Annotated in this window: 20 protein-coding genes; 17 read left to right on the top strand and 3 right to left on the bottom strand. The window is 42.7% G+C overall.

Features of this window, described 5'->3' with window-relative positions:
• Window positions 1–644 precede the first annotated feature (644 nt).
• Window positions 645–1,772 (bottom strand): tRNA epoxyqueuosine(34) reductase QueG, encoded by a 1,128-nt coding sequence (queG, locus tag ACM2FC_RS22700; RefSeq protein WP_498483324.1) that lies wholly within the window; start codon window positions 1,770–1,772, stop codon window positions 645–647.
• A gap of 248 nt (window positions 1,773–2,020) precedes the next feature.
• Between queG and tsaE the strand changes: the two genes are divergently transcribed.
• The 9 genes from tsaE to ACM2FC_RS22655 all read left to right on the top strand — a co-directional run bounded on the left by tsaE (window position 2,021) and on the right by ACM2FC_RS22655 (window position 11,409).
• Window positions 2,021–2,485 (top strand): tRNA (adenosine(37)-N6)-threonylcarbamoyltransferase complex ATPase subunit type 1 TsaE, encoded by a 465-nt coding sequence (tsaE, locus tag ACM2FC_RS22695; protein WP_498483323.1) that lies wholly within the window; start codon window positions 2,021–2,023, stop codon window positions 2,483–2,485.
• Window positions 2,482–4,194, top strand: coding sequence for a LysM peptidoglycan-binding domain-containing protein (locus ACM2FC_RS22690; RefSeq protein ID WP_498483322.1), 1,713 nt, complete (start codon window positions 2,482–2,484; stop codon window positions 4,192–4,194). Before tsaE ends, ACM2FC_RS22690 begins: the two co-directional genes overlap by 4 nt.
• An 8-nt stretch (window positions 4,195–4,202) precedes the next feature.
• A complete protein-coding gene (gene mutL, locus ACM2FC_RS22685; RefSeq protein WP_498483321.1) occupies window positions 4,203–6,167 on the top strand; it encodes a DNA mismatch repair endonuclease MutL in 1,965 nt (654 codons plus the stop codon).
• Window positions 6,168–6,200: 33 nt separating this feature from the next.
• Complete coding sequence (miaA, locus tag ACM2FC_RS22680) at window positions 6,201–7,133, top strand: tRNA (adenosine(37)-N6)-dimethylallyltransferase MiaA (protein WP_498483320.1); 933 nt, start codon at window positions 6,201–6,203, stop codon at window positions 7,131–7,133.
• Window positions 7,134–7,330: 197 nt separating this feature from the next.
• The gene (hfq, locus tag ACM2FC_RS22675) at window positions 7,331–7,591 is read left to right on the top strand and encodes an RNA chaperone Hfq (protein WP_498483319.1); all 261 of its coding nucleotides are present in this window, start codon (window positions 7,331–7,333) and stop codon (window positions 7,589–7,591) included.
• A gap of 44 nt (window positions 7,592–7,635) precedes the next feature.
• Window positions 7,636–8,925, top strand: a complete 1,290-nt coding sequence (gene hflX, locus ACM2FC_RS22670; RefSeq protein ID WP_498483318.1) for a ribosome rescue GTPase HflX — start codon at window positions 7,636–7,638, stop codon at window positions 8,923–8,925.
• A gap of 45 nt (window positions 8,926–8,970) precedes the next feature.
• Window positions 8,971–10,158: an FtsH protease activity modulator HflK gene (gene hflK, locus ACM2FC_RS22665; RefSeq protein WP_498483317.1), complete on the top strand. Its 1,188-nt coding sequence runs from the start codon at window positions 8,971–8,973 to the stop codon at window positions 10,156–10,158.
• The gene (gene hflC, locus ACM2FC_RS22660; RefSeq protein ID WP_498483316.1) at window positions 10,158–11,147 is read left to right on the top strand and encodes a protease modulator HflC; all 990 of its coding nucleotides are present in this window, start codon (window positions 10,158–10,160) and stop codon (window positions 11,145–11,147) included. The genes hflK and hflC overlap by 1 nt, the downstream gene beginning before the upstream one ends.
• Window positions 11,148–11,223: 76 nt before the next feature.
• The gene (locus ACM2FC_RS22655) at window positions 11,224–11,409 is read left to right on the top strand and encodes a DUF2065 domain-containing protein (RefSeq protein ID WP_498483315.1); all 186 of its coding nucleotides are present in this window, start codon (window positions 11,224–11,226) and stop codon (window positions 11,407–11,409) included.
• A 10-nt stretch (window positions 11,410–11,419) separates the two neighbouring features.
• Here ACM2FC_RS22655 and ACM2FC_RS22650 read toward each other — a convergent pair whose 3' ends face one another.
• Both ACM2FC_RS22650 and ACM2FC_RS22645 read right to left on the bottom strand, forming a co-directional pair.
• Complete coding sequence (locus ACM2FC_RS22650) at window positions 11,420–11,647, bottom strand: SlyX family protein (RefSeq protein ID WP_498483314.1); 228 nt, start codon at window positions 11,645–11,647, stop codon at window positions 11,420–11,422.
• Window positions 11,640–12,620, bottom strand: coding sequence for a WD40 repeat domain-containing protein (locus ACM2FC_RS22645; RefSeq protein WP_498483313.1), 981 nt, complete (start codon window positions 12,618–12,620; stop codon window positions 11,640–11,642). The genes ACM2FC_RS22650 and ACM2FC_RS22645 overlap by 8 nt, the downstream gene beginning before the upstream one ends.
• 137 nt (window positions 12,621–12,757) lie before the next feature.
• Between ACM2FC_RS22645 and fkpA the strand changes: the two genes are divergently transcribed.
• From fkpA to fusA, 8 genes are all read left to right on the top strand, one after another.
• Window positions 12,758–13,561 carry an FKBP-type peptidyl-prolyl cis-trans isomerase gene (gene fkpA / locus ACM2FC_RS22640; RefSeq protein WP_498483312.1) on the top strand — a complete coding sequence of 268 codons (804 nt, stop codon included), beginning with the start codon at window positions 12,758–12,760 and terminating at the stop codon, window positions 13,559–13,561.
• A 214-nt stretch (window positions 13,562–13,775) separates the two neighbouring features.
• Window positions 13,776–14,468, top strand: a complete 693-nt coding sequence (locus ACM2FC_RS22635; protein ID WP_498483325.1) for a helix-turn-helix transcriptional regulator — start codon at window positions 13,776–13,778, stop codon at window positions 14,466–14,468.
• Entirely contained in the window at window positions 14,465–14,863 is a 399-nt protein-coding gene (gene tusD / locus ACM2FC_RS22630) for a sulfurtransferase complex subunit TusD (RefSeq protein ID WP_498483311.1), read from the top strand. The genes ACM2FC_RS22635 and tusD overlap by 4 nt, the downstream gene beginning before the upstream one ends.
• A complete protein-coding gene (gene tusC, locus ACM2FC_RS22625) occupies window positions 14,860–15,216 on the top strand; it encodes a sulfurtransferase complex subunit TusC (protein WP_498483310.1) in 357 nt (118 codons plus the stop codon). Before tusD ends, tusC begins: the two co-directional genes overlap by 4 nt.
• A gap of 10 nt (window positions 15,217–15,226) precedes the next feature.
• A complete protein-coding gene (tusB, locus tag ACM2FC_RS22620) occupies window positions 15,227–15,505 on the top strand; it encodes a sulfurtransferase complex subunit TusB (protein ID WP_498483309.1) in 279 nt (92 codons plus the stop codon).
• Window positions 15,506–15,679: 174 nt separating this feature from the next.
• Window positions 15,680–16,054: a 30S ribosomal protein S12 gene (gene rpsL, locus ACM2FC_RS22615; protein WP_004399892.1), complete on the top strand. Its 375-nt coding sequence runs from the start codon at window positions 15,680–15,682 to the stop codon at window positions 16,052–16,054.
• A 132-nt stretch (window positions 16,055–16,186) separates the two neighbouring features.
• Complete coding sequence (rpsG, locus tag ACM2FC_RS22610) at window positions 16,187–16,657, top strand: 30S ribosomal protein S7 (protein WP_498483308.1); 471 nt, start codon at window positions 16,187–16,189, stop codon at window positions 16,655–16,657.
• A gap of 142 nt (window positions 16,658–16,799) precedes the next feature.
• Window positions 16,800–18,896 carry an elongation factor G gene (gene fusA / locus ACM2FC_RS22605; RefSeq protein ID WP_498483307.1) on the top strand — a complete coding sequence of 699 codons (2,097 nt, stop codon included), beginning with the start codon at window positions 16,800–16,802 and terminating at the stop codon, window positions 18,894–18,896.
• The last annotated feature ends 215 nt before the right edge of the window (window positions 18,897–19,111 follow it).

Below are 19,111 nucleotides of genomic sequence, written 5' to 3'. Positions count from 1 at the left end.
GAGCGCAACCTTGCCAAGGTTGAGGTCACGAGTTCGAACCTCGTGTGTCGCTCCATTTTATCAGACTCAGATAATTGCTATCGTTTAGTCTATAAAAAACAGTTTGTTAATGATTATTTAGTCATTAACTCTAATTTTATTAACTAAAAATTTGCATAACGATACCCCTTAATCTAGAGTTAGATGTGGTTTCAGAGCATAACCCCTAATGACCTTAAACTGTACAACACCAAATATATGGAAGAACTTTGGTGTGATCCTGACAGTTGCAGCAATCTAATCACAAATATTTTTGAATAATTAACAGACTTATCCACATATGCCTTTCTGTGGATAACTTGGTGGGTAAAGTGGATCTAACGGTGGATCAGTCTAAAAATCAAAATCTTCTTTACATTTACTGCAACACTTTTGGTGTAACTCTAATTCTTTAAGTTAATGAAAATAAAAAGATAATTTATTTTTTGACTAAATTTTCTATTTACTTCAATTCGCTATTAAGTAATTGTTTTATTGATCTTAATCATTGGAAGCTGATGTGGCTAACTTTTTGGTTGTATCCATTCCTTGGTTGATTTTTTCTTTTTTCCACATATTGATTTTTTGACTAAACGTCAAAAAACTTGACTGTACTTTGGCAAATATTATGCATCTCTTCTTAGGCCTTTTTCGACAATCCTTATTAGTCTTTCCTTTTTAGATTGAATAGACGAGCCTGCTTCAGGCCGATGTTTAGATTCTTGCTCTTCAATGGCCCAATGGATGTGAATATCTAGATTACCGTTTTCACCTAACCTTCTGTTCAGGGCGTCGATAATCTTATCTGAATAGGGCGCATTGCCCATTGCGATAGAGAGATTTCTTAGCCACTGTAGGTGTCCGATACGGCGAATTGCAGAACCTTCCATATTCTTTAGAAACTCAGCTTCACTCCATTGAAACAGTGTAATAAGGTCTGTGGTTAAAAATATTTTCCTACGGTGGAAATCCTTTTGTCCTGTTAAGTTTGAAAATCGATTCCAAGGGCAGACAAGCTGACAGTCGTCACAGCCGTATACACGATTTCCAATAGGTTTGCGAAACTCTACAGGAATTATCCCATCAAACTCAATCGTCAAATAAGATATGCAGCGACGTGAATCGACCACTCCTTCTTCGACGATGGCTTGTGTCGGACAAGACGTCATACATGCCACACACTTACCACATTCATCCTTGTTTGGTTCGTCTATTGGTAACGGCAAATCTACCAACAGCTCACCTAAAAAAAACCAAGAGCCAGCTTGCTTATCTAGGATTAAAGAATGTTTACCAGACCATCCCAAGCCAGCTTTTTGTGCCAAGGGCCTTTCCAAAATTGGCGCTGAATCGACAAATGGACGATATCCAAACTCACCAACTTCTTGCTTAATTTTTTCGCCTAATGCTTTAAGTTTATTGCGTACTAACTTATGGTAATCACGGCCTAAAGCATAGCGGCTAATATACGCTTGATTTGGATCGGATAAGTTTGACGCGAATTGTGCTTCTGGAGGTAAGTAGTCCATTCTTACACTGATGACCCGAATCGTACCGGGGAGTAGCTCATTAGGCCGAGCTCGCATCATTCCATGGCGCGCCATCCAATCCATCTCTCCATGATAATTTGCGTCTAACCACCTTTGCAGTTGAGGTTCATGTTCACGCAGATCTATATCTGTAATTCCAGCTTTTTGAAAGCCAAGCTCGAGTGCCCAGTGCTTGATTTTTTCGGCTAGTAATACGTAATCCATTATCATGGTTCTCTGGATCAAGGATGCGGGATCTTACAGGATCTTTTACGAAGGATCTAGATCGTAATTAACAATTATCTTACTCTGATCATCACATCAGTTTAGTGACAAATTCTTTGTTAGTTGCGATAATTTTCTTTCTACTTACACAACAGAGCTTGTCTGCTAAATCTAACCCGGTTTACTATTTCCTCTGTGCTATTGATTTGCTTCGCAATTAATTAAAAATCCTAAAGAGAACGTACTAAATGAATACAATAAAACTTGCCCTATCTGATGAGCAAGCGACGGTAAGCATTGGTGCAGAGGTTGCTAACCTTTGCTCCCAACAAACAACAATATATTTGCATGGTGATCTTGGGGCGGGGAAAACGACATTTAGTAGAGGCTTTATTCGAGCTCTTGGTCACAAAGGGAATGTAAAGAGTCCCACTTACACCATTGTTGAACCATATGAGCTAGACAAATGGCAAGTTTATCACTTTGATTTATATCGACTCGCAGATCCTGAAGAGCTAGAGTTCATGGGTATTCGTGACTATTTGACATCTGATGCAATTTGCCTAGTTGAATGGCCTGAAAAAGGGCTAGGTTTGTTGCCAGAGGCTGATCTCGATATTGAAATGAGCTACGATGGTGAACAGCGGTCGATTTCTATACAAGCTAACAATGACTATGGATATTCATTAATAAAGAACTTGGAGTTACGTTGATAGCTAAATTAGCTCGGACAGTTGTTTTTTTTCTTGTCCTAATTCTTTTGCCATTGTCGAGTATCGTATGGGCTAATTCTCTAGAATCGATACGAGTTTGGCCTTCTCCTGATGAAACTCGGGTTGTATTGGATTTAAAATCCGATGTGGATTACAGTTACTTTTCTTTGAGTAATCCGCAGCGTTTAGTCGTGGATCTTAAAAATACCAATCTTCACGCTAAGCTGCCGACTATCGTCAAAAATAGTCCGATCCTGAAAAAGATCCGAAAGAGTACACCACCCAATAAATCCACATATCGACTAGTCTTTGAGTTAAAAAAGAAAAGTAAGGTACAAATATTTAAATTGCCACCGACACCGCTTGGGCAATACGGCCACAGGTTGGTTGTCGATTTTCCTCACTCAGATAAAGCGGCGAGCGTTTCTTCTTCGAAAACTTCTAGCAAAGGCATTAAAACCGACGCTCCTAAGGCAAGCGGCAACAAAGAGATCGTGGTCGCTATTGACCCCGGCCACGGCGGTGAAGACCCTGGCTCTATAGGCCCAACAGGCAAATATGAAAAAACGGTCACTTTAGCCATCGCGAAAAAAATTGCCCACAAGATGGATGCGATTCCTGGCATACGTGCTGTGTTAACTCGCACTGGTGATTATTACGTTGGTTTGAACCGACGTACAGAAATTGCTCGAAAAGATAAAGCGTATATTCTGATCTCCATTCACGCTGATGCTTTCATGTCACCGCAGCCAAGAGGAGCTTCAGTATTTGTTCTCAACACAAGACGTGCGAATACTGAAATCGCTCGCTGGATTGAAAACAGTGAAGAACAATCTCAGCTACTTGGTGGAGCGGGAGAAGTTCTGGCTAAGAATTCCAACGATAAGAACGTTAGCCAAACATTATTAGATCTGCAGTTCAGTCATTCGCAAAATGAAGGCTACAAGCTAGCGACGGACATTCTTGGCCAGCTCGGCAAAGTGGCTCGTTTGCATCGCAGTAAGCCTGTTTATGCCAGTTTGGCTGTACTGAAATCTCCAGATATACCTTCAGTGCTTGTTGAAACAGGTTTTATCTCGAATCCTAGTGAAGAAAAACTCTTATTCAGACCAAGTCACCAAGAAAAAATTGCTAGAGCGATTACCGAAGCTGTGGTGAAGTACTTTGAAGTTGAACCACCACCGGGGACGTTATTTGCAAAACGACTGGAGTCTAAGACCTATAAAGTGAAGCGAGGTGACTCTCTGTCCATTATCGCTCAGAGATATGGCACTACTGTCACCGCACTGAAGAAAGAGAACCGCTTAAAAAGTTCAGGACTAAGAGTTGGGCAGGTATTACGAATTCCAGGAAAATCGACTGCGATTGTGATACCTGCTGATAAAAATCCACTACAAACTAAAGCAGTGACACACGTTGTGAAGCGTGGTGATTACCTTGGTAAAATTGCCGAGAAATATAAAGTTAGCGTCTCGCAGATCAAACAAGAAAACCATCTTCGCTCGAATACATTGCTGTTAGGCCAAAAGCTTAAGATAACGGTGAACGTAAAAGATTTACCGATTCGAAAATATAAGGTGAGAAGAGGGGACTATCTCGGTAAGATTTCCAGCCGATACGGTGTTTCGATTAGTAGTATTCGCAAGGCCAACAAATTGAAAACGGATGAACTAGCTATAGGTCAAGTTCTGCTTATCCCGCATATATAGATACTGAAATGACGATTAAAATTTTACCAGCTCGACTGGCCAACCAAATAGCAGCTGGGGAAGTGGTCGAAAGGCCCTCCTCAGTGGTTAAAGAGCTGGTGGAGAATAGCTTGGACTCGGGTGCCACTAAGATTGATATCGATATTGATCAAGGTGGCGCTAAGTTAATTAGGGTTCGTGATAATGGTAGCGGGATCGACAAAGATCAGCTTTCATTGGCGCTCAGTCGTCACGCCACTTCCAAAATACATACTCTGGATGATCTAGAAGCCATCGATAGCTTAGGCTTTCGTGGTGAAGCACTAGCGAGTATCAGCTCCGTTTCCCGATTAACGTTGAGCTCTCGTCCAGTCAGCCAAGAGCAAGCTTGGTCCGCACGTTGTGAGGGGCGAGATATGGAAGTGAACCTACAGCCTGCCGCGCACCCAGTAGGGACGACAGTTGAGGTCGTTGACCTGTTTTTTAACACGCCCGCGAGACGCAAATTTCTTCGTACCGAAAAAACCGAGTTTAGCCATATTGATGAGCTGCTAAAACGTGTGGCATTAAGTCGCTTTGATGTGACATTAACCTTGAAGCACAACAACAAAGTAGTACGCCAGTATCGAAAAGCGTCGAACACTCCACAGACTGAGAAACGTTTGGCGAGTGTGTGTGGAAATGCTTTCGTACGTAATATGCTAAGTGTGAAGCTCGAGCATCAAGGCTTAAAACTGCACGGTTGGATTACGGAGCCAGAAGCAGCTAGACAGCAAAGTGATTTGCAGTATTGTTATGTTAATGGTCGTGTCATGAAAGATAAACTGATTAACCACGCTATCCGGCAAAGTTATGAAACCACATTACGTTCTGATCAGTATGCTACTTATGTGCTGTTTATTGAGCTCGATCCGCGCCAAGTAGATGTCAACGTTCATCCAGCCAAGCATGAAGTGCGTTTTCATCAAGCTAGATTGGTGCATGATTTTATCTACCAAGCGCTAAGTGACGCTCTAACTCAGAGTCAGAATATCAAGCCTGCAGCTGAATCTTCACAGGTAAATGTAGCGTCAGTTGAATATATAGAGCCTAGCTTTGGGCGAGAGAGCACAGCGACTACATCGTCAACAGGCTTCAACCAGACAACGAGTTACTCCCATCCTCAAGAGCTTTCCTCTAAAGACTCATTAGATACAAAAGCGAGTTATCAAGTTAGGGAAACCTCTCCACGTAATGATTGGCAAGTCACCTCTAACAGTAACAGCTCGAGAACAAGCACAGCGCGTTCAAAACAGCCTTCATCACCAGTTTCTCAGCATGAACTGAAAGTGTACTCCGAGCTACTCTCTACGCCTGAACCATCTGCTTTCGTTGAAGTAGAAAATGATGCTGGTAATAAAAAACCAGATACTCCGTCGCTGCAAACAATCACGCAACTAGGAAAGGCGGTTGCGGTTGTTGAAGGTAATTTTTTGTTAATGAGTGATAAGGCTAATGTCGTCTTGGTTTCTCTGAATCGAGCGGAGTGGCTCAAAAATTATCGCCAGTTAGATACTGAACGCGGTCCTTTGCTTGCTCAACCTTTGTTGGTGCCTTTGTCACTTAAGCTTGATAAGCAACTTGTTAGGTTGTCTAAACAGCTTGAACCATTGTTGCGTCAATTTGGCCTTGAATTAAAGGCTCGTAACGATGAAGCAGTTATGATTATGTCTGTCCCTCAGCCATTGCGGCAACAGAATTTGCAACAGCTGGTGCCTGAAATGATTTGCTATTTATCTGAGTCGAAGGCTGACCAATCAGAATTAAGCGCCAACTTACTTATTCACTGGTTATGTAATTCTATTAGTCAATCGAAGAATGACTATACTTTGTCTGAAGCTATTCAGCTTATTGCAGAATTGGAGCAACTTTGGCAAGATGCGCTGCCTTTAGACGATTCTCAGTTAGTTTCTCTTGCCGATTTCTCGTCTACAATTTCAAATTTGCAACGTTAACCAACGGTCAACAGGCACTAGTATTTAATGTCCATGAATAAAGAATTACCCTTAGCTCTATTTTTAATGGGGCCAACAGCATCAGGTAAAACTGATTTAGCTATTCGTATGTGTCAACATTTTCCAGTTGAAGTAATAAGTGTTGACTCAGCATTGATTTTTAAGGGGATGGATATTGGTTCAGCCAAGCCTGATGCAAAAGAATTGGCACTAGCACCTCATAAGCTGATTAATATTTTAGATCCTTCAGAGGCATATTCTGCTGCCGACTTTTGCCGTGACGCGATCAAAGAAATGGATGAGATTGTCAAAAGAGGTAATATCCCACTATTAGTTGGTGGCACCATGTTGTATTTCAAAGCGTTGCTTGAAGGGCTATCTCCTCTTCCAGCAGCCAACCCAGATATTCGGCAGCAAATATTAAATGAAGCTGAAGAGCAGGGCTGGCAAGCGTTACATGATCAGTTACGTAGTTTTGATCCAGTTTCAGCAGATCGTATTCACCCCAACGATCCTCAACGACTATCGAGAGCGATAGAGGTTTTTCGAATTTCCGGTAAGTCACTGACAGAGCTGACGAAAACTAAAGGTGAAAGTTTACCCTATCGGGTCCAACAGTTTGCGATCGCACCTGAGGAAAGAGCAGAATTACATCGTCGAATCGAGTTAAGATTTGGTAAGATGATTGACTCTGGATTTGAAGAAGAAGTGAGAGCATTGTACTCTCGTGGAGATCTCCACTGCGATCTACCTTCTATACGGTGCGTAGGTTACAGGCAGATGTGGGATTATTTAGAGGGCAATTGCTCTCTCGATGAAGCAATCTTCCGGGGGATATGTGCAACTAGGCAGTTAGCAAAGCGTCAGATGACTTGGTTGCGTAGCTGGGATAACTTAACTTGGCTCGCCAGTGATGACGTTGATGCAGCATTTGAAACTCTGTCAAATGCAGTAGCATCGGAGTAAGTTAACTGTGTATAATGTGATCGCTTTTGCGTGATTGAACCCCGTTGAGGATCTTGACTTGATATTTGCTAGTTTTAGCTACATAACAAGTGGTATCGGGTTTTTTTATTCGTTTAGCTCAGATGCAAAGGCCGCACCTCATTTAAAGTGCACCACTAGCTAAATAATTACAACAAAACAACTAAGGAAAATATAAAATGGCTAAGGGGCAATCTTTACAAGACCCATTCTTAAACGCGCTGCGTCGCGAACGTATTCCAGTATCAATTTACCTTGTAAATGGAATTAAACTTCAAGGTCAAATCGAATCTTTTGATCAATTTGTGATTCTTTTGAAAAACACAGTCAACCAGATGGTATATAAGCATGCTATCTCTACCGTTGTTCCTGCTCGTGCAGTAAGCCACCACAGTGCAGAGCGCCCTCAATCAGAGCGCCAAGAAAAGTCAGAGGACTAAAATTCTGATCCACACGAAAACTAATGATGTAAGGAGTCGGACGCTTGTTTGACCGTTATGAATCCGGTGAACGAGCCGTACTTGTTCATATTAATTTTACGCAAACAGGTGAATGGGAAGATCTTAAAGAGTTTGAAATGCTCGTTTCTTCTTCAGGAGTGTCGACACTACAGGTGGTAACCGGTAGTCGGCAATCTCCTCACCCTAAATATTATGTTGGAGAAGGCAAAGCCGAAGAGATAGCTCAAGTTGTGCAGCTCGTTGGTGCCGACATCGTTATATTCAATCACGCCTTATCTCCTGCTCAGGAGCGCAACCTAGAGACATTGTGTAAGTGTCGAGTGTTAGACAGAACTGGACTGATTCTCGATATATTTGCACAAAGAGCGCGTACTCATGAAGGTAAATTACAGGTTGAGTTAGCTCAGCTTCGTCATATCTCCACTCGCCTAATTCGAGGGTGGACTCACCTTGAAAGACAAAAAGGTGGTATTGGCTTACGAGGTCCAGGTGAAACTCAGCTAGAGACCGATAGACGGTTACTTCGTGACAGAATCAAGGCTATTTTGCGCCGTTTAGACAAAGTGGCTAAGCAGCGAGAGCAGGGCAGAAGGGCTCGAAATAGAGCGGAAATCCCAACAGTATCGTTAGTAGGTTATACCAACGCTGGTAAGTCAACACTTTTCAATCGTATTACTGAAGCGGGCGTATATGCAGCGGATCAGTTATTTGCAACCCTAGACCCGACGCTGCGTAAAATTGAGTTGTCCGATATAGGGCCAGCAATTTTAGCGGATACGGTTGGGTTTATCAGGCACTTACCGCATGACTTGGTTGCTGCATTCAAAGCGACGCTGCAAGAAACGCAAGAAGCTGACATTTTGTTACATGTTGTAGATGCAAGCGACGAGCGTTTTAGAGAGAATATTAAAGCAGTTCATGACGTGCTAGAGGAGATAGAAGCGGATGAAGTCCCTGCTTTGGTCGTCATGAATAAAATAGATAACCTGCCCGAGCGGAATCCAAGAATTGAGCGAGATGAGGAAGGCATTCCTCGCATCGTTTGGGTCTCTGCTATGGATGGTTTAGGTATTGAGCTCTTGTTTGAAGCGTTGTCTGAACGATTGGCCAACCAGCTAGTTCAATACCAACTGCGAATTCCACCACAGTATCAGGGACGAATTCGTAGTACTTTTTTCCAATTGAAGTGTATTCAACGAGAAGAGTATGACCAGGATGGTAATTTGCTAATCGATGTTCGGATGCAACAAGTCGACTGGTCTAGACTCGAAAAACGAGAAGAGGCAGTTTTACGTGACTTTATAGTTACTTAAATGACTGCTACAGTATAACGTCATATCTATTGATGGAGCTTTCTAATGGCGTGGAATGAGCCTGGCAATAATAACGACAATAATGGCCGCGATAAGGACCCTTGGGGGAACAATAATAATCGCGGTGGTCGTGATCAAGGACCGCCAGATTTAGACGAAGTATTTAGCAAACTGAGTCAAAAATTGGGTGGAAAGTTTGGTGGAAAAAATGGAAAAGGTTCGCCTATTGGATCCGGCGGCAAAGTAGGCGTGGGTTTAATCCTTCTCGCTGCTGTTGTTGTCTGGGCCTTTTTCGGCATCTACACCGTAGGCGAGGCTCAAAGAGCCGTGGTGCTTCAACTTGGTAAATTCGATAAAATTGAAGGCCCAGGTTTGAACTGGCGTCCTCCGTTTATTGATACCTACACACTCGTGAACGTTCAAGCGATTCGTTCATTGAGAACTTCTGGGACCATGTTAACCAAAGATGAAAACGTGGTGACAGTCTCTATGGATGTGCAATATCGCATATCTGATCCTGTAAAATACCTCTACAGTGTGGTTAACCCTGATGATAGTTTGCGTCAAGCTACTGAATCAGCGCTTCGTGCAGTGATTGGTGACTCGTTGATGGACAGTATTTTGACTGATGGTCGTCAACAAATTCGTCAAAGTACTCAAGAGACACTAGAGCATATCATCGACCGATATGACATGGGTATCCAGATCGTTGCAGTGAACTTTGAAGATGCTCGTCCTCCAGAGCAGGTTAAAGATGCTTTTGATGATGCAACTGCATCTCGAGAAGATGAGCAGCGTTACGTTCGTGAAGCAGAAGCTTACAGCAATGACATTTTGCCTAAAGCGACAGGTCGTGCTGAGCGGATTAAGAAAGAAGCCCAAGGTTATGCAGAACGTGTCGTGAATCAAGCTTACGGTCAAGTGGCTCAGTTCGACCAATTACTACCAGAATACAAAGCCGCACCAAAAGTTACGCGTGAGCGCCTATATCTTGATGCAATGGAGAAAGTGTACTCTGATACGTCGAAAGTGCTTGTCGATTCAAACTCAAGTGGCAACTTGCTTTATTTGCCAATTGATAAGTTAAGAGCTGAAAGCGAAAAATCTCAAAATAGTAAGTCGAGCTCTTCTTCAACCTATGCTCCGATTCAAGTGGAGTCAAAAACGAGTGATAAAACCACGACGAGTTCTTCAACTAGAACAACGGATTCACGTCAAGGGAGATACCAATAATGCGTAAATTAGTCATACCTCTATTGGTTGTCATTATCGTACTGTTCTTGATGTCAGTGTTCGTGATTCCTGAGGGAGATCGAGGCATTGTTGTTCGATTTGGTCGTATCCTAAAAGACAACAATGATATCGCTAAGATTTATCAACCGGGATTGCACTTTAAGTTACCCCTGTTTGATAGAGTCAAGATGCTAGACGCGCGTATTCAAACAATGGATGGTCGCTCAGATCGTTTCGTGACTGCTGAGAAGAAAGACATCATTATCGATTCATACATGAAATGGCGAATCAAAGATTTTGGTCAATTCTATCTAGCGACAGGTGGCGGTAATGTCATGACAGCGGAAGCACTGTTGAGTCGTAAAGTGACCGATATGCTTCGTTCAGAAATTGGTTCTCGTGAAATCAAGCAAATCGTTTCTGGGCCTAGAAATGACAAGGTCTTACCTAGCGTCAATAGTGACGAAGTTGCCACTCAAGCTGCTAAGCAAGCGCTAGAAGTGGAAGGCGAACGTGATAAGATCATGCAGAATGTACTAGAAGGTACGCGCCAGAACGCTCTGAAAGACTTAGGTATTCAGGTTGTGGATTTCCGTATCAAGAAAATTAACCTACCTGACAGTATCAGTAAGTCGATTTACGACCGTATGAGAGCTGAACGTGAAACTGTTGCTCGTAAACACCGTTCACAAGGTCGAGAGAAAGCGGAAGTTATTCGGGCACAGGCTGAGCTAGAAGTGGCAACCATTCTTGCTGAGGCAGATAGAGATGCTCGTACAATCCGTGGTAAAGCTGATGGTCAAGCTGCAGAAATTTACGCGAAAGCGTACAAACAAGATCCACAGTTCTACAGCTTCTGGCGTTCATTGAAAGCGTATGAACAGTCATTCAATAGTAAGAATGATATACTGGTTCTCGATCCGAAGAGTGAGTTTTTCCAATACATGAATAACCCAAATGGGGATCATGGAAAAAACAGCTCTAAGTAAGCGCTAAATCTATACGTTAAGGCTCCTGTTCAGGAGCCTTTCTTTTTTCAAATGAAATTCAAGCAGCAGGTGAAATATGTCTAACTCAATATGGTTAGCAATAGGTCTTGTATTAATTGTTGAAGGATTGGGGCCGCTTATTGCTCCAAATGGTTGGAGAAATATGGTTGCTCAATTGAGTCAATTTCCAGATCATCAGTTGAGGCGAATAGGTGGCTGCCTAGTCGTTGCAGGCGTAGTGATTGCTTACGTATTTTCGTAAATGAATAGTCTTAGTAGTGGGGAGGTGGTGTTTCTTCTGACTGATCAGCTAGCTGAGACGTATCTATTGTTTTAATTTTGCCAACTAAAAACTTCATCTGTGACTGCATCTTCGATATAAGCAGTTGTTGTTGGCTTAATGCATCATTGAGATCTTCAATCGTTTGTTCTTGAAATGTTAACTGGCATTCTAAGTTGCTAACTCTTTGCTCAAGTTGTTCTATATACTTATCAGTCATCTAATTTCCACGCTTGAGCAATACCTGCTGAAGTGCCAGAGATCACCCGATTCTTGTTATCAAAAGCAGCATCATACACTACTGCTCGCGGAGGGCGTGTATCTTTTTTCGGCATCGCTTCGAAACCATCAAGGCGTTCGCCTGTTTGTGTGTCCCATACCATAATGCGACTTGATGGTGTTCCAGTGACTAGCTTTGAACCATCATCAGAGAAACGGGCGGCAGAAAAAATCAGTTGTCTCGAAAAACTGTGAAGGTGAGATATCTTCTTGCCTGTTTTTAGATCCCATATATATGCGTCATTGCCAACGTCGGAAGTAAGTGCATACTTACCATCACGCTGAAGCGCTACCCGGTTTACTCGTTGTTTGTGTTCATACTCTCTAATCACTTGGCCAGTTTTGGTATCCCATAAGTATGCGTAATGATCGTTTCCCCCAGATAAAGCGTATAAACCATTGGATGAAAGAGCGACGGTATTGACTTTATCTTGGTGAGCGAGAAACTCCATACGTCTGCCTGTCGCTAAGTTGACAAATATTGCTTTGCCGTTAGTAAGTGCTAGTAGAACCTTCTCTCCATTGCTAGATACGTCAGCGTCCACGATAAGTGAGTCATCCACAGACCACAGTCCCTCCGACTGTGTCCAGGCTAAATCCCATACAGAAAAATTGGTTTGTGTGGTAGTGACTGCGTATCGACCATTATCTGAAATTCTAATAGTGGAGACAGTGTGTACTTCGGGATCTTGTTCACCTAGGTTAGCTAGCTTTTTATTTTGGTAAAGATCCCAAAGGACAAGGTGATTTTCTAACGAATACACAAGTGCAAATCTCCCGTCACGACTCAGCCCGAAAGCAGTAGATCCCTCAGGCTCTAACACCCATCTCTGGTCATCATCATTGGAGAAAAAGCACCCATTTAACAGTACGATGACAATAATCGTGGAAATAGCATGAAAAATGTTTCGCATTATGGCTAAATACCCGTTTGTTGTGTAAACATTCGCAACAGATAATTCTATATTGGTACAACAACGTCGTGCACTCCAGTATTTACAGCAAATTTGTGCGCGTTAACAAATGGTTAGTCCATTACTTGGAGAATTCAATGAAATCAATATTTAAAGTGTCACTGCTTGCGGCAACCGTAGTGCTAGCAGTTGGCTGTCAAAAGGAAGAGTCACCAAAAGCCACAACAGCACCTGCAGCGACTGAGCAGGCAAAAGTGAACTTTAAATCTGAGGATGATAAAGCGGCTTATGCGATTGGTGTTTCTTTTGCAAACTACTTAAGTGAAAGCATTGAGAAGCCGAATGAGCTAGGTATCAAGCTAAGCAAAGATGAAGTGCTTAAAGGTATTGAAGATACATTTGCTGGTAAAGCAGGACTGAACCAAGAAGAAACTCGTCAAGCTCTAGAATCTTTGGATCAACGTGTTGCTACAAAAATGAAAGCGAAAGAAGCTGAACAAGCTGCGGCTGCTCTGAAAGCAGGCCAAGAGTTCAGAGAGAAGTTCGCTAAAGAAGATGGCGTGAAAGAGACTAAGTCTGGATTGCTATATAAAGTTATCACCCCAGGAAAAGGCGCTAAGCCTTCACCGACTGATGTGGTTGAAGTGAACTACACGGGTAAGTTAATCGATGGTACTAAGTTTGACAGCTCTTACGATCGTGGTAAGCCTGCAACATTCCCATTAGATCGCGTTATCCCTGGTTGGACTGAAGGTCTGCAGCTAATGCCTGTTGGTTCTAAGTTCGAGTTTGTTATTCCACCTAAGCTAGCTTACGGTGACCACGCAACTCCAACTATTCCAGCGAACTCTACTCTTGTATTTGATGTAGAGCTTATCAAAGTTGAACATGCTAAAAAGCCAGAAGCTCCCCACGCTAAGCCAGCACCTAAAGCTAAGTAATCATTAGATAAGTTATCTTTTGTAAAATCTAAGGCCTGACATTGTCAGGCCTTTTCATTTTCTTTAGTGTCGTGCAATATACTTGCCCTACATCACTAGATAGTGATTTTACGAAGTAATTTATTCAAATTTTCTGATAAACTTACATAAAAATGTTGATATCGGTTTAGGGCTAATACAAGTGACAACGACAGAAGAAATAGTGACCCCAGAGATGTTGCTGGAGATGGATTCGGTTAACGTAATGCCGTTCAGCGAGCAGGATAAAATCATTCTTAAGTCTTACGAGGCAGTTGTGGATGGTATTGCCAGCTTGATAGGTCCTTTTTGTGAAATCGTGTTGCATTCTCTGGAAAATTTAAATACCTCGGCGATAAAAATTGCAAACGGAGAGAATACCGGCCGCCAAGTTGGTTCTCCTATCACCGATTTAGCATTAAAAATGTTGAAAGACATTGAAGGCTCGGAGCGTAATTTCTCACGTTCTTATTTTACTCGAGCCAAAGGTGGCGTGTTGATGAAGTCCATTACAATTGCGATTCGTAATGGCGATAATCGGGTGATTGGTCTGCTTTGTATCAATGTGAATCTTGATGCGCCCTTTGCTCAAATATTGCAATCTTTCATGCCAGATCAGGAAGCAAAAGAAGCCGCTTCTTCAGTCAACTTCGCTAGTGATGTCGAAGAGCTGGTGGATCAAACAGTTGAAAGAACAATCGAAGAAATTAACTCTGATAAGTCTGTATCCAACAATACTAAGAACAGACAAATAGTCATGGAGTTATACGATAAAGGGATCTTTGATATCAAAGATGCCATCAATCGTGTTGCGGATAGACTCAATATCTCCAAACATACTGTTTATCTTTATATCAGACAGCGTAAAACTGAGGATGGTGAAGATTGAGCCAATCTCTCAGTTATACCTTGTTAGTGAACGGATCGGTATATGGTACTCAATCGGCTCGAAGTGCATATCTATTTGCTTTGGCTTTGATCGAAAAGGGGCACACACTCTCTAACGTGTTTTTCTATCAAGACGGTGTACTAAATGGTTCCTCCGTGACTGTTCCAGCTAATGATGAATTTGATTTGGTAGCTGCTTGGCAAAACCTGGCAGTTCAACATGAAGTCAAGTTGCAAACTTGCGTTGCGGCAGCGCTACGTCGCGGCATTGTCAGCCAAGCAGAAGCGAAACAGCACAATTTAGACAAATATAACCTAGCTGATGGCTTTGAGCAGGTTGGGCTTGGTAGCTTAGCAGAAGCATTATTAACACAAGATAGAGTGGTGCAGTTTTGAAAAGCTTGGGTTTTATATTTAAATCATTACCTCACTCAGTTTCTTCTGGGAGAGAGGGACTTGATGCTCTTCTTGCTGCTTCCGCTTTTTGCGAGAATATCCGACTTTTTTTTGTTGGTGATGCTGTTACGCAGCTTCTCGATGATCAACAGCCAGAGAAAGTACTTTCACGTAATTACATTGCGACGTTTAAGCTGATGGAGCTTTATGATATTGAAGAAGTGTACGTGTGTGAAGGAAGCTTGGCGAGAATGGGGCTTTCTCAAGCTCAGTTGGTGATTGAAGCACAGGCAGTGTCACCAAAAAGTCTTGCTGAAAAAATTCACGCTTGCGACAAAGTATTAACGTTTTAGGAGCTTAAGTTTGCTGCACATCGTAAAATCTCTCGATAAACTGAAGTTGGCGTTTGAATATAGCCAAGAGAAAGATGACATTCTCCTAATAGAAGATGCGGTTTACGCTGGTGTGGCGTCACACTCTTTCGCTAGCCTACTGTCGAGTGATGAAAACCTTATCTTCTTGCTTGAAGAAGATGTGCAAGCGCGCGGGTTAGAAGGGCTAGTATCTCCTTCCTATACTCTTGTTTCTTACTCAGGGTTCGTTGAACTGACGGTCGAAAACAGCAAATCCATTACTTGGTGATCCCTTCTTTACTTTTCTTGCTCAACTAACGCTTCCTATTGTGCAAAAAAGATCCGTATATTTCTTGACACACCTTTCTACACTGAATAGAATTTTGCGTCCCTAATTGTACTTGATGTGCATAGGGATAGATTTTTCACAAAGCTTACTTTCAAGTAAATCAGGAGCTAGTTAATGGCAACTATTAACCAGTTGGTACGTAAGCCTCGTGCAAAGCAAGTTGTTAAAAGCAACGTGCCTGCACTAGAAGCGTGCCCACAAAAACGTGGTGTATGTACTCGTGTTTACACTACTACACCTAAAAAACCTAACTCGGCACTACGTAAAGTATGTCGTGTACGTCTAACAAACGGTTTCGAAGTAACTTCGTACATCGGTGGTGAAGGTCACAACCTTCAAGAGCACAGTGTTGTTCTAATCCGCGGCGGTCGTGTTAAAGACCTTCCGGGTGTTCGCTACCATACAGTACGTGGTGCACTTGACTGTGCTGGCGTAAATGACCGTAAACAAGGTCGTTCTAAGTACGGTGTGAAACGTCCTAAGTCTTAATGCTTCTTTCTGCTCTTTTGTATAAAGAGACTAAGAAAGGCGTTAAGTAAGGCCAAACACTATTTTATTTATTATTTTTGATAAAACTGAAAAGTTTTGGATAAAACCTGAAGAAGACAACGGAGAAAATTCATGCCACGTCGTCGCGTCATTGGTCAGCGTAAGATCCTTCCAGATCCTAAATTCAAATCTGAATTGCTGGCAAAATTCGTTAACATCCTTATGGTTGACGGAAAAAAATCTACTGCAGAGAAAATTGTCTATACTGCACTAGACACTATGGCTGAGAAATCTGGTAAAGATCACTTAGCTGTATTTGAAGAAGCTCTTGAAAATGTTCGCCCAGCGGTAGAGGTTAAATCTCGCCGTGTAGGTGGTTCAACTTACCAAGTGCCTGTAGAAGTGCGTCCGGTTCGCCGTAACGCTCTTGCTATGCGTTGGGTAGTTGAAGCTGCGCGTAAGCGTGGTGAAAAATCTATGGCTGCTCGCCTAGCTGCTGAAATGCTAGACGCAGCTGAAAACAAAGGTACTGCTGTTAAGAAACGTGAAGACGTTCACCGTATGGCAGACGCAAACAAAGCGTTTGCTCATTACCGCTGGTAATACCTTTATGGTGCTGCGAGGTCTTCTCGCAGCACTGTTTTATTTTCTATCCGACCTTTTACTGAAATAGAAAATAGGGTTTATTCATATTTCAGAATCTCTTTTTTGAAACATCAATAGTCCCTACAAAGAGGATACAATTGTGGCTCGTAAAACTCCTATCGAGCGTTACCGTAATATTGGTATCGTTGCTCACGTAGATGCAGGTAAAACAACCACTAGTGAACGTATTCTGTTCTATACCGGTCTTTCTCACAAAATTGGCGAAGTTCACGATGGTGCAGCAACCATGGATTGGATGGAGCAAGAGCAAGAGCGCGGTATTACGATCACTTCTGCAGCAACGACCACATTTTGGCGTGGTATGGAAGCGCAATTCCAAGATCACCGCATCAACATCATCGATACTCCAGGACACGTCGACTTTACTATCGAAGTAGAGCGTTCACTGCGCGTACTAGATGGAGCCGTTGTTGTGTTCTGTGGTTCTTCTGGTGTTGAACCTCAGTCAGAAACAGTATGGCGTCAAGCGGACAAATACAGCGTTCCTCGCATGGTATTTGTCAACAAAATGGACCGTGCTGGTGCAGACTTTTTACGCGTTGTAGACCAAATTAAAGATCGTCTTGGTGCGAATCCAGTTCCAATCCAATTGAACATTGGTGCAGAAGATGAGTTCAAAGGTGTCATCGACCTTATCAAGATGAAAGCAATTAACTGGAATGAAGCCGATCAAGGCATGACGTTCACATACGAAGACATTCCAGCTGATATGCAAGACGAAGCTGATGAGTGGCGTAATAATCTTGTAGAAGCAGCCGCTGAAGCAACGGAAGAGCTGATGGACAAGTATCTTGAAGAAGGTGAACTGTCCGAGACTGACATCAAGCAAGGTCTACGTACTCGTACACTGAACAATGAAATCGTACTTGCTACTTGTGGTAGTGCGTTCAAAAACAAAGGTGTACAGGCAGTATTGGATGCAGTGATCGAATTCCTGCCTTCTCCAATTGACGTTCCAGCAATCAACGGTATTGATGACAACGAAAAAGAAGTTGAGCGTCACGCCGATGATAACGAACCGTTTTCTGCGTTGGCATTTAAGATTGCGACCGACCCATTTGTAGGAACGCTAACCTTCATGCGTGTTTACTCTGGAGTAGTGAACTCTGGTGACACGGTCTACAACTCCGTGAAGCAAAAGCGTGAGCGTTTTGGTCGTATCGTACAGATGCACTCAAACAAACGTGAAGAAGTGAAAGAAGTTCGTGCTGGTGACATTGCTGCTGCAATCGGACTTAAAGAAGTGACAACAGGTGATACGCTGTGTGATCAAAATAATAAAGTGATCCTAGAGCGTATGGAATTCCCTGAGCCAGTTATCCAAATTGCGGTTGAGCCTAGATCAAAAGCTGATCAAGAAAAGATGGGTATCGCACTGGGTAAGCTTGCTGCAGAGGATCCTTCTTTCCGCGTTGAAACCGATGATGAAACTGGCCAGACATTGATCTCTGGTATGGGTGAGTTACACCTAGATATCATCGTCGATCGTATGAAGCGTGAATTTAGCGTTGATTGCAATGTAGGTAAACCTCAGGTTGCTTATCGTGAGACTATTCGTGGTAGCACGGAAGTGGAAGGCAAGTTTGTTCGTCAGTCTGGTGGTCGCGGTCAGTACGGCCATGTTTGGTTGAAACTGGAACCATCAGAAGTGGGTGAAGGATTTGTCTTTGTTGATCAGATCGTGGGTGGTGTGATTCCTAAGGAATACATCAGCTCGGTAGGTAAAGGTATCGAAGAGCAAATGAACAACGGTGTGCTTGCTGGTTATCCTGTATTGGATGTCAAAGCTACTCTGTATGATGGCTCTTACCACGATGTTGACTCAAGCGAAATGGCGTTTAAAATCGCCGGTTCTATGGCGTTCAGGAAAGGTGCTCTTGAAGCTCAACCTGTTCTTCTTGAACCAATGATGAAAGTTGAAGTAACGACTCCAGAAGATTGGATGGGTGATGTTGTAGGCGATCTTAACCGTCGTCGTGGCATGATCGAAGGTATGGATGAAGGCAATGCTGGCCTGAAGATTATCCGTGCTCAAGTTCCATTATCTGAGATGTTTGGTTACGCAACAGATCTACGCTCTGCTACTCAAGGGCGAGCATCGTACTCAATGGAGTTCTCCGAGTACGCTGAAGTGCCAAAAAATGTTGCAGAAGCAATTATCGCAGAGCGTGGATAACAATAAATTTTGTGTTAGGAACTAGCATATAAATGACTTTTTGCTAGTTCAATGCGCACAAATATTGCGCTGACGAGAGTTGGCGCATAGAATAGCAAATTCTGGCGCGCCTCGATCAATTAGGATCGTGGCGAATCATAACTAGGAAGGAACACGATCGTGTCTAAAGAAAAATTTGAACGTACGAAACCGCACGTAAACGTTGGTACTATTGG

The sequence above is a fragment of the Vibrio sp. A37 genome, assembly GCF_059777565.1.
Note: the sequence above shows the minus strand (reverse complement) of the source record. Positions and strands in the feature narration are given on the sequence as shown.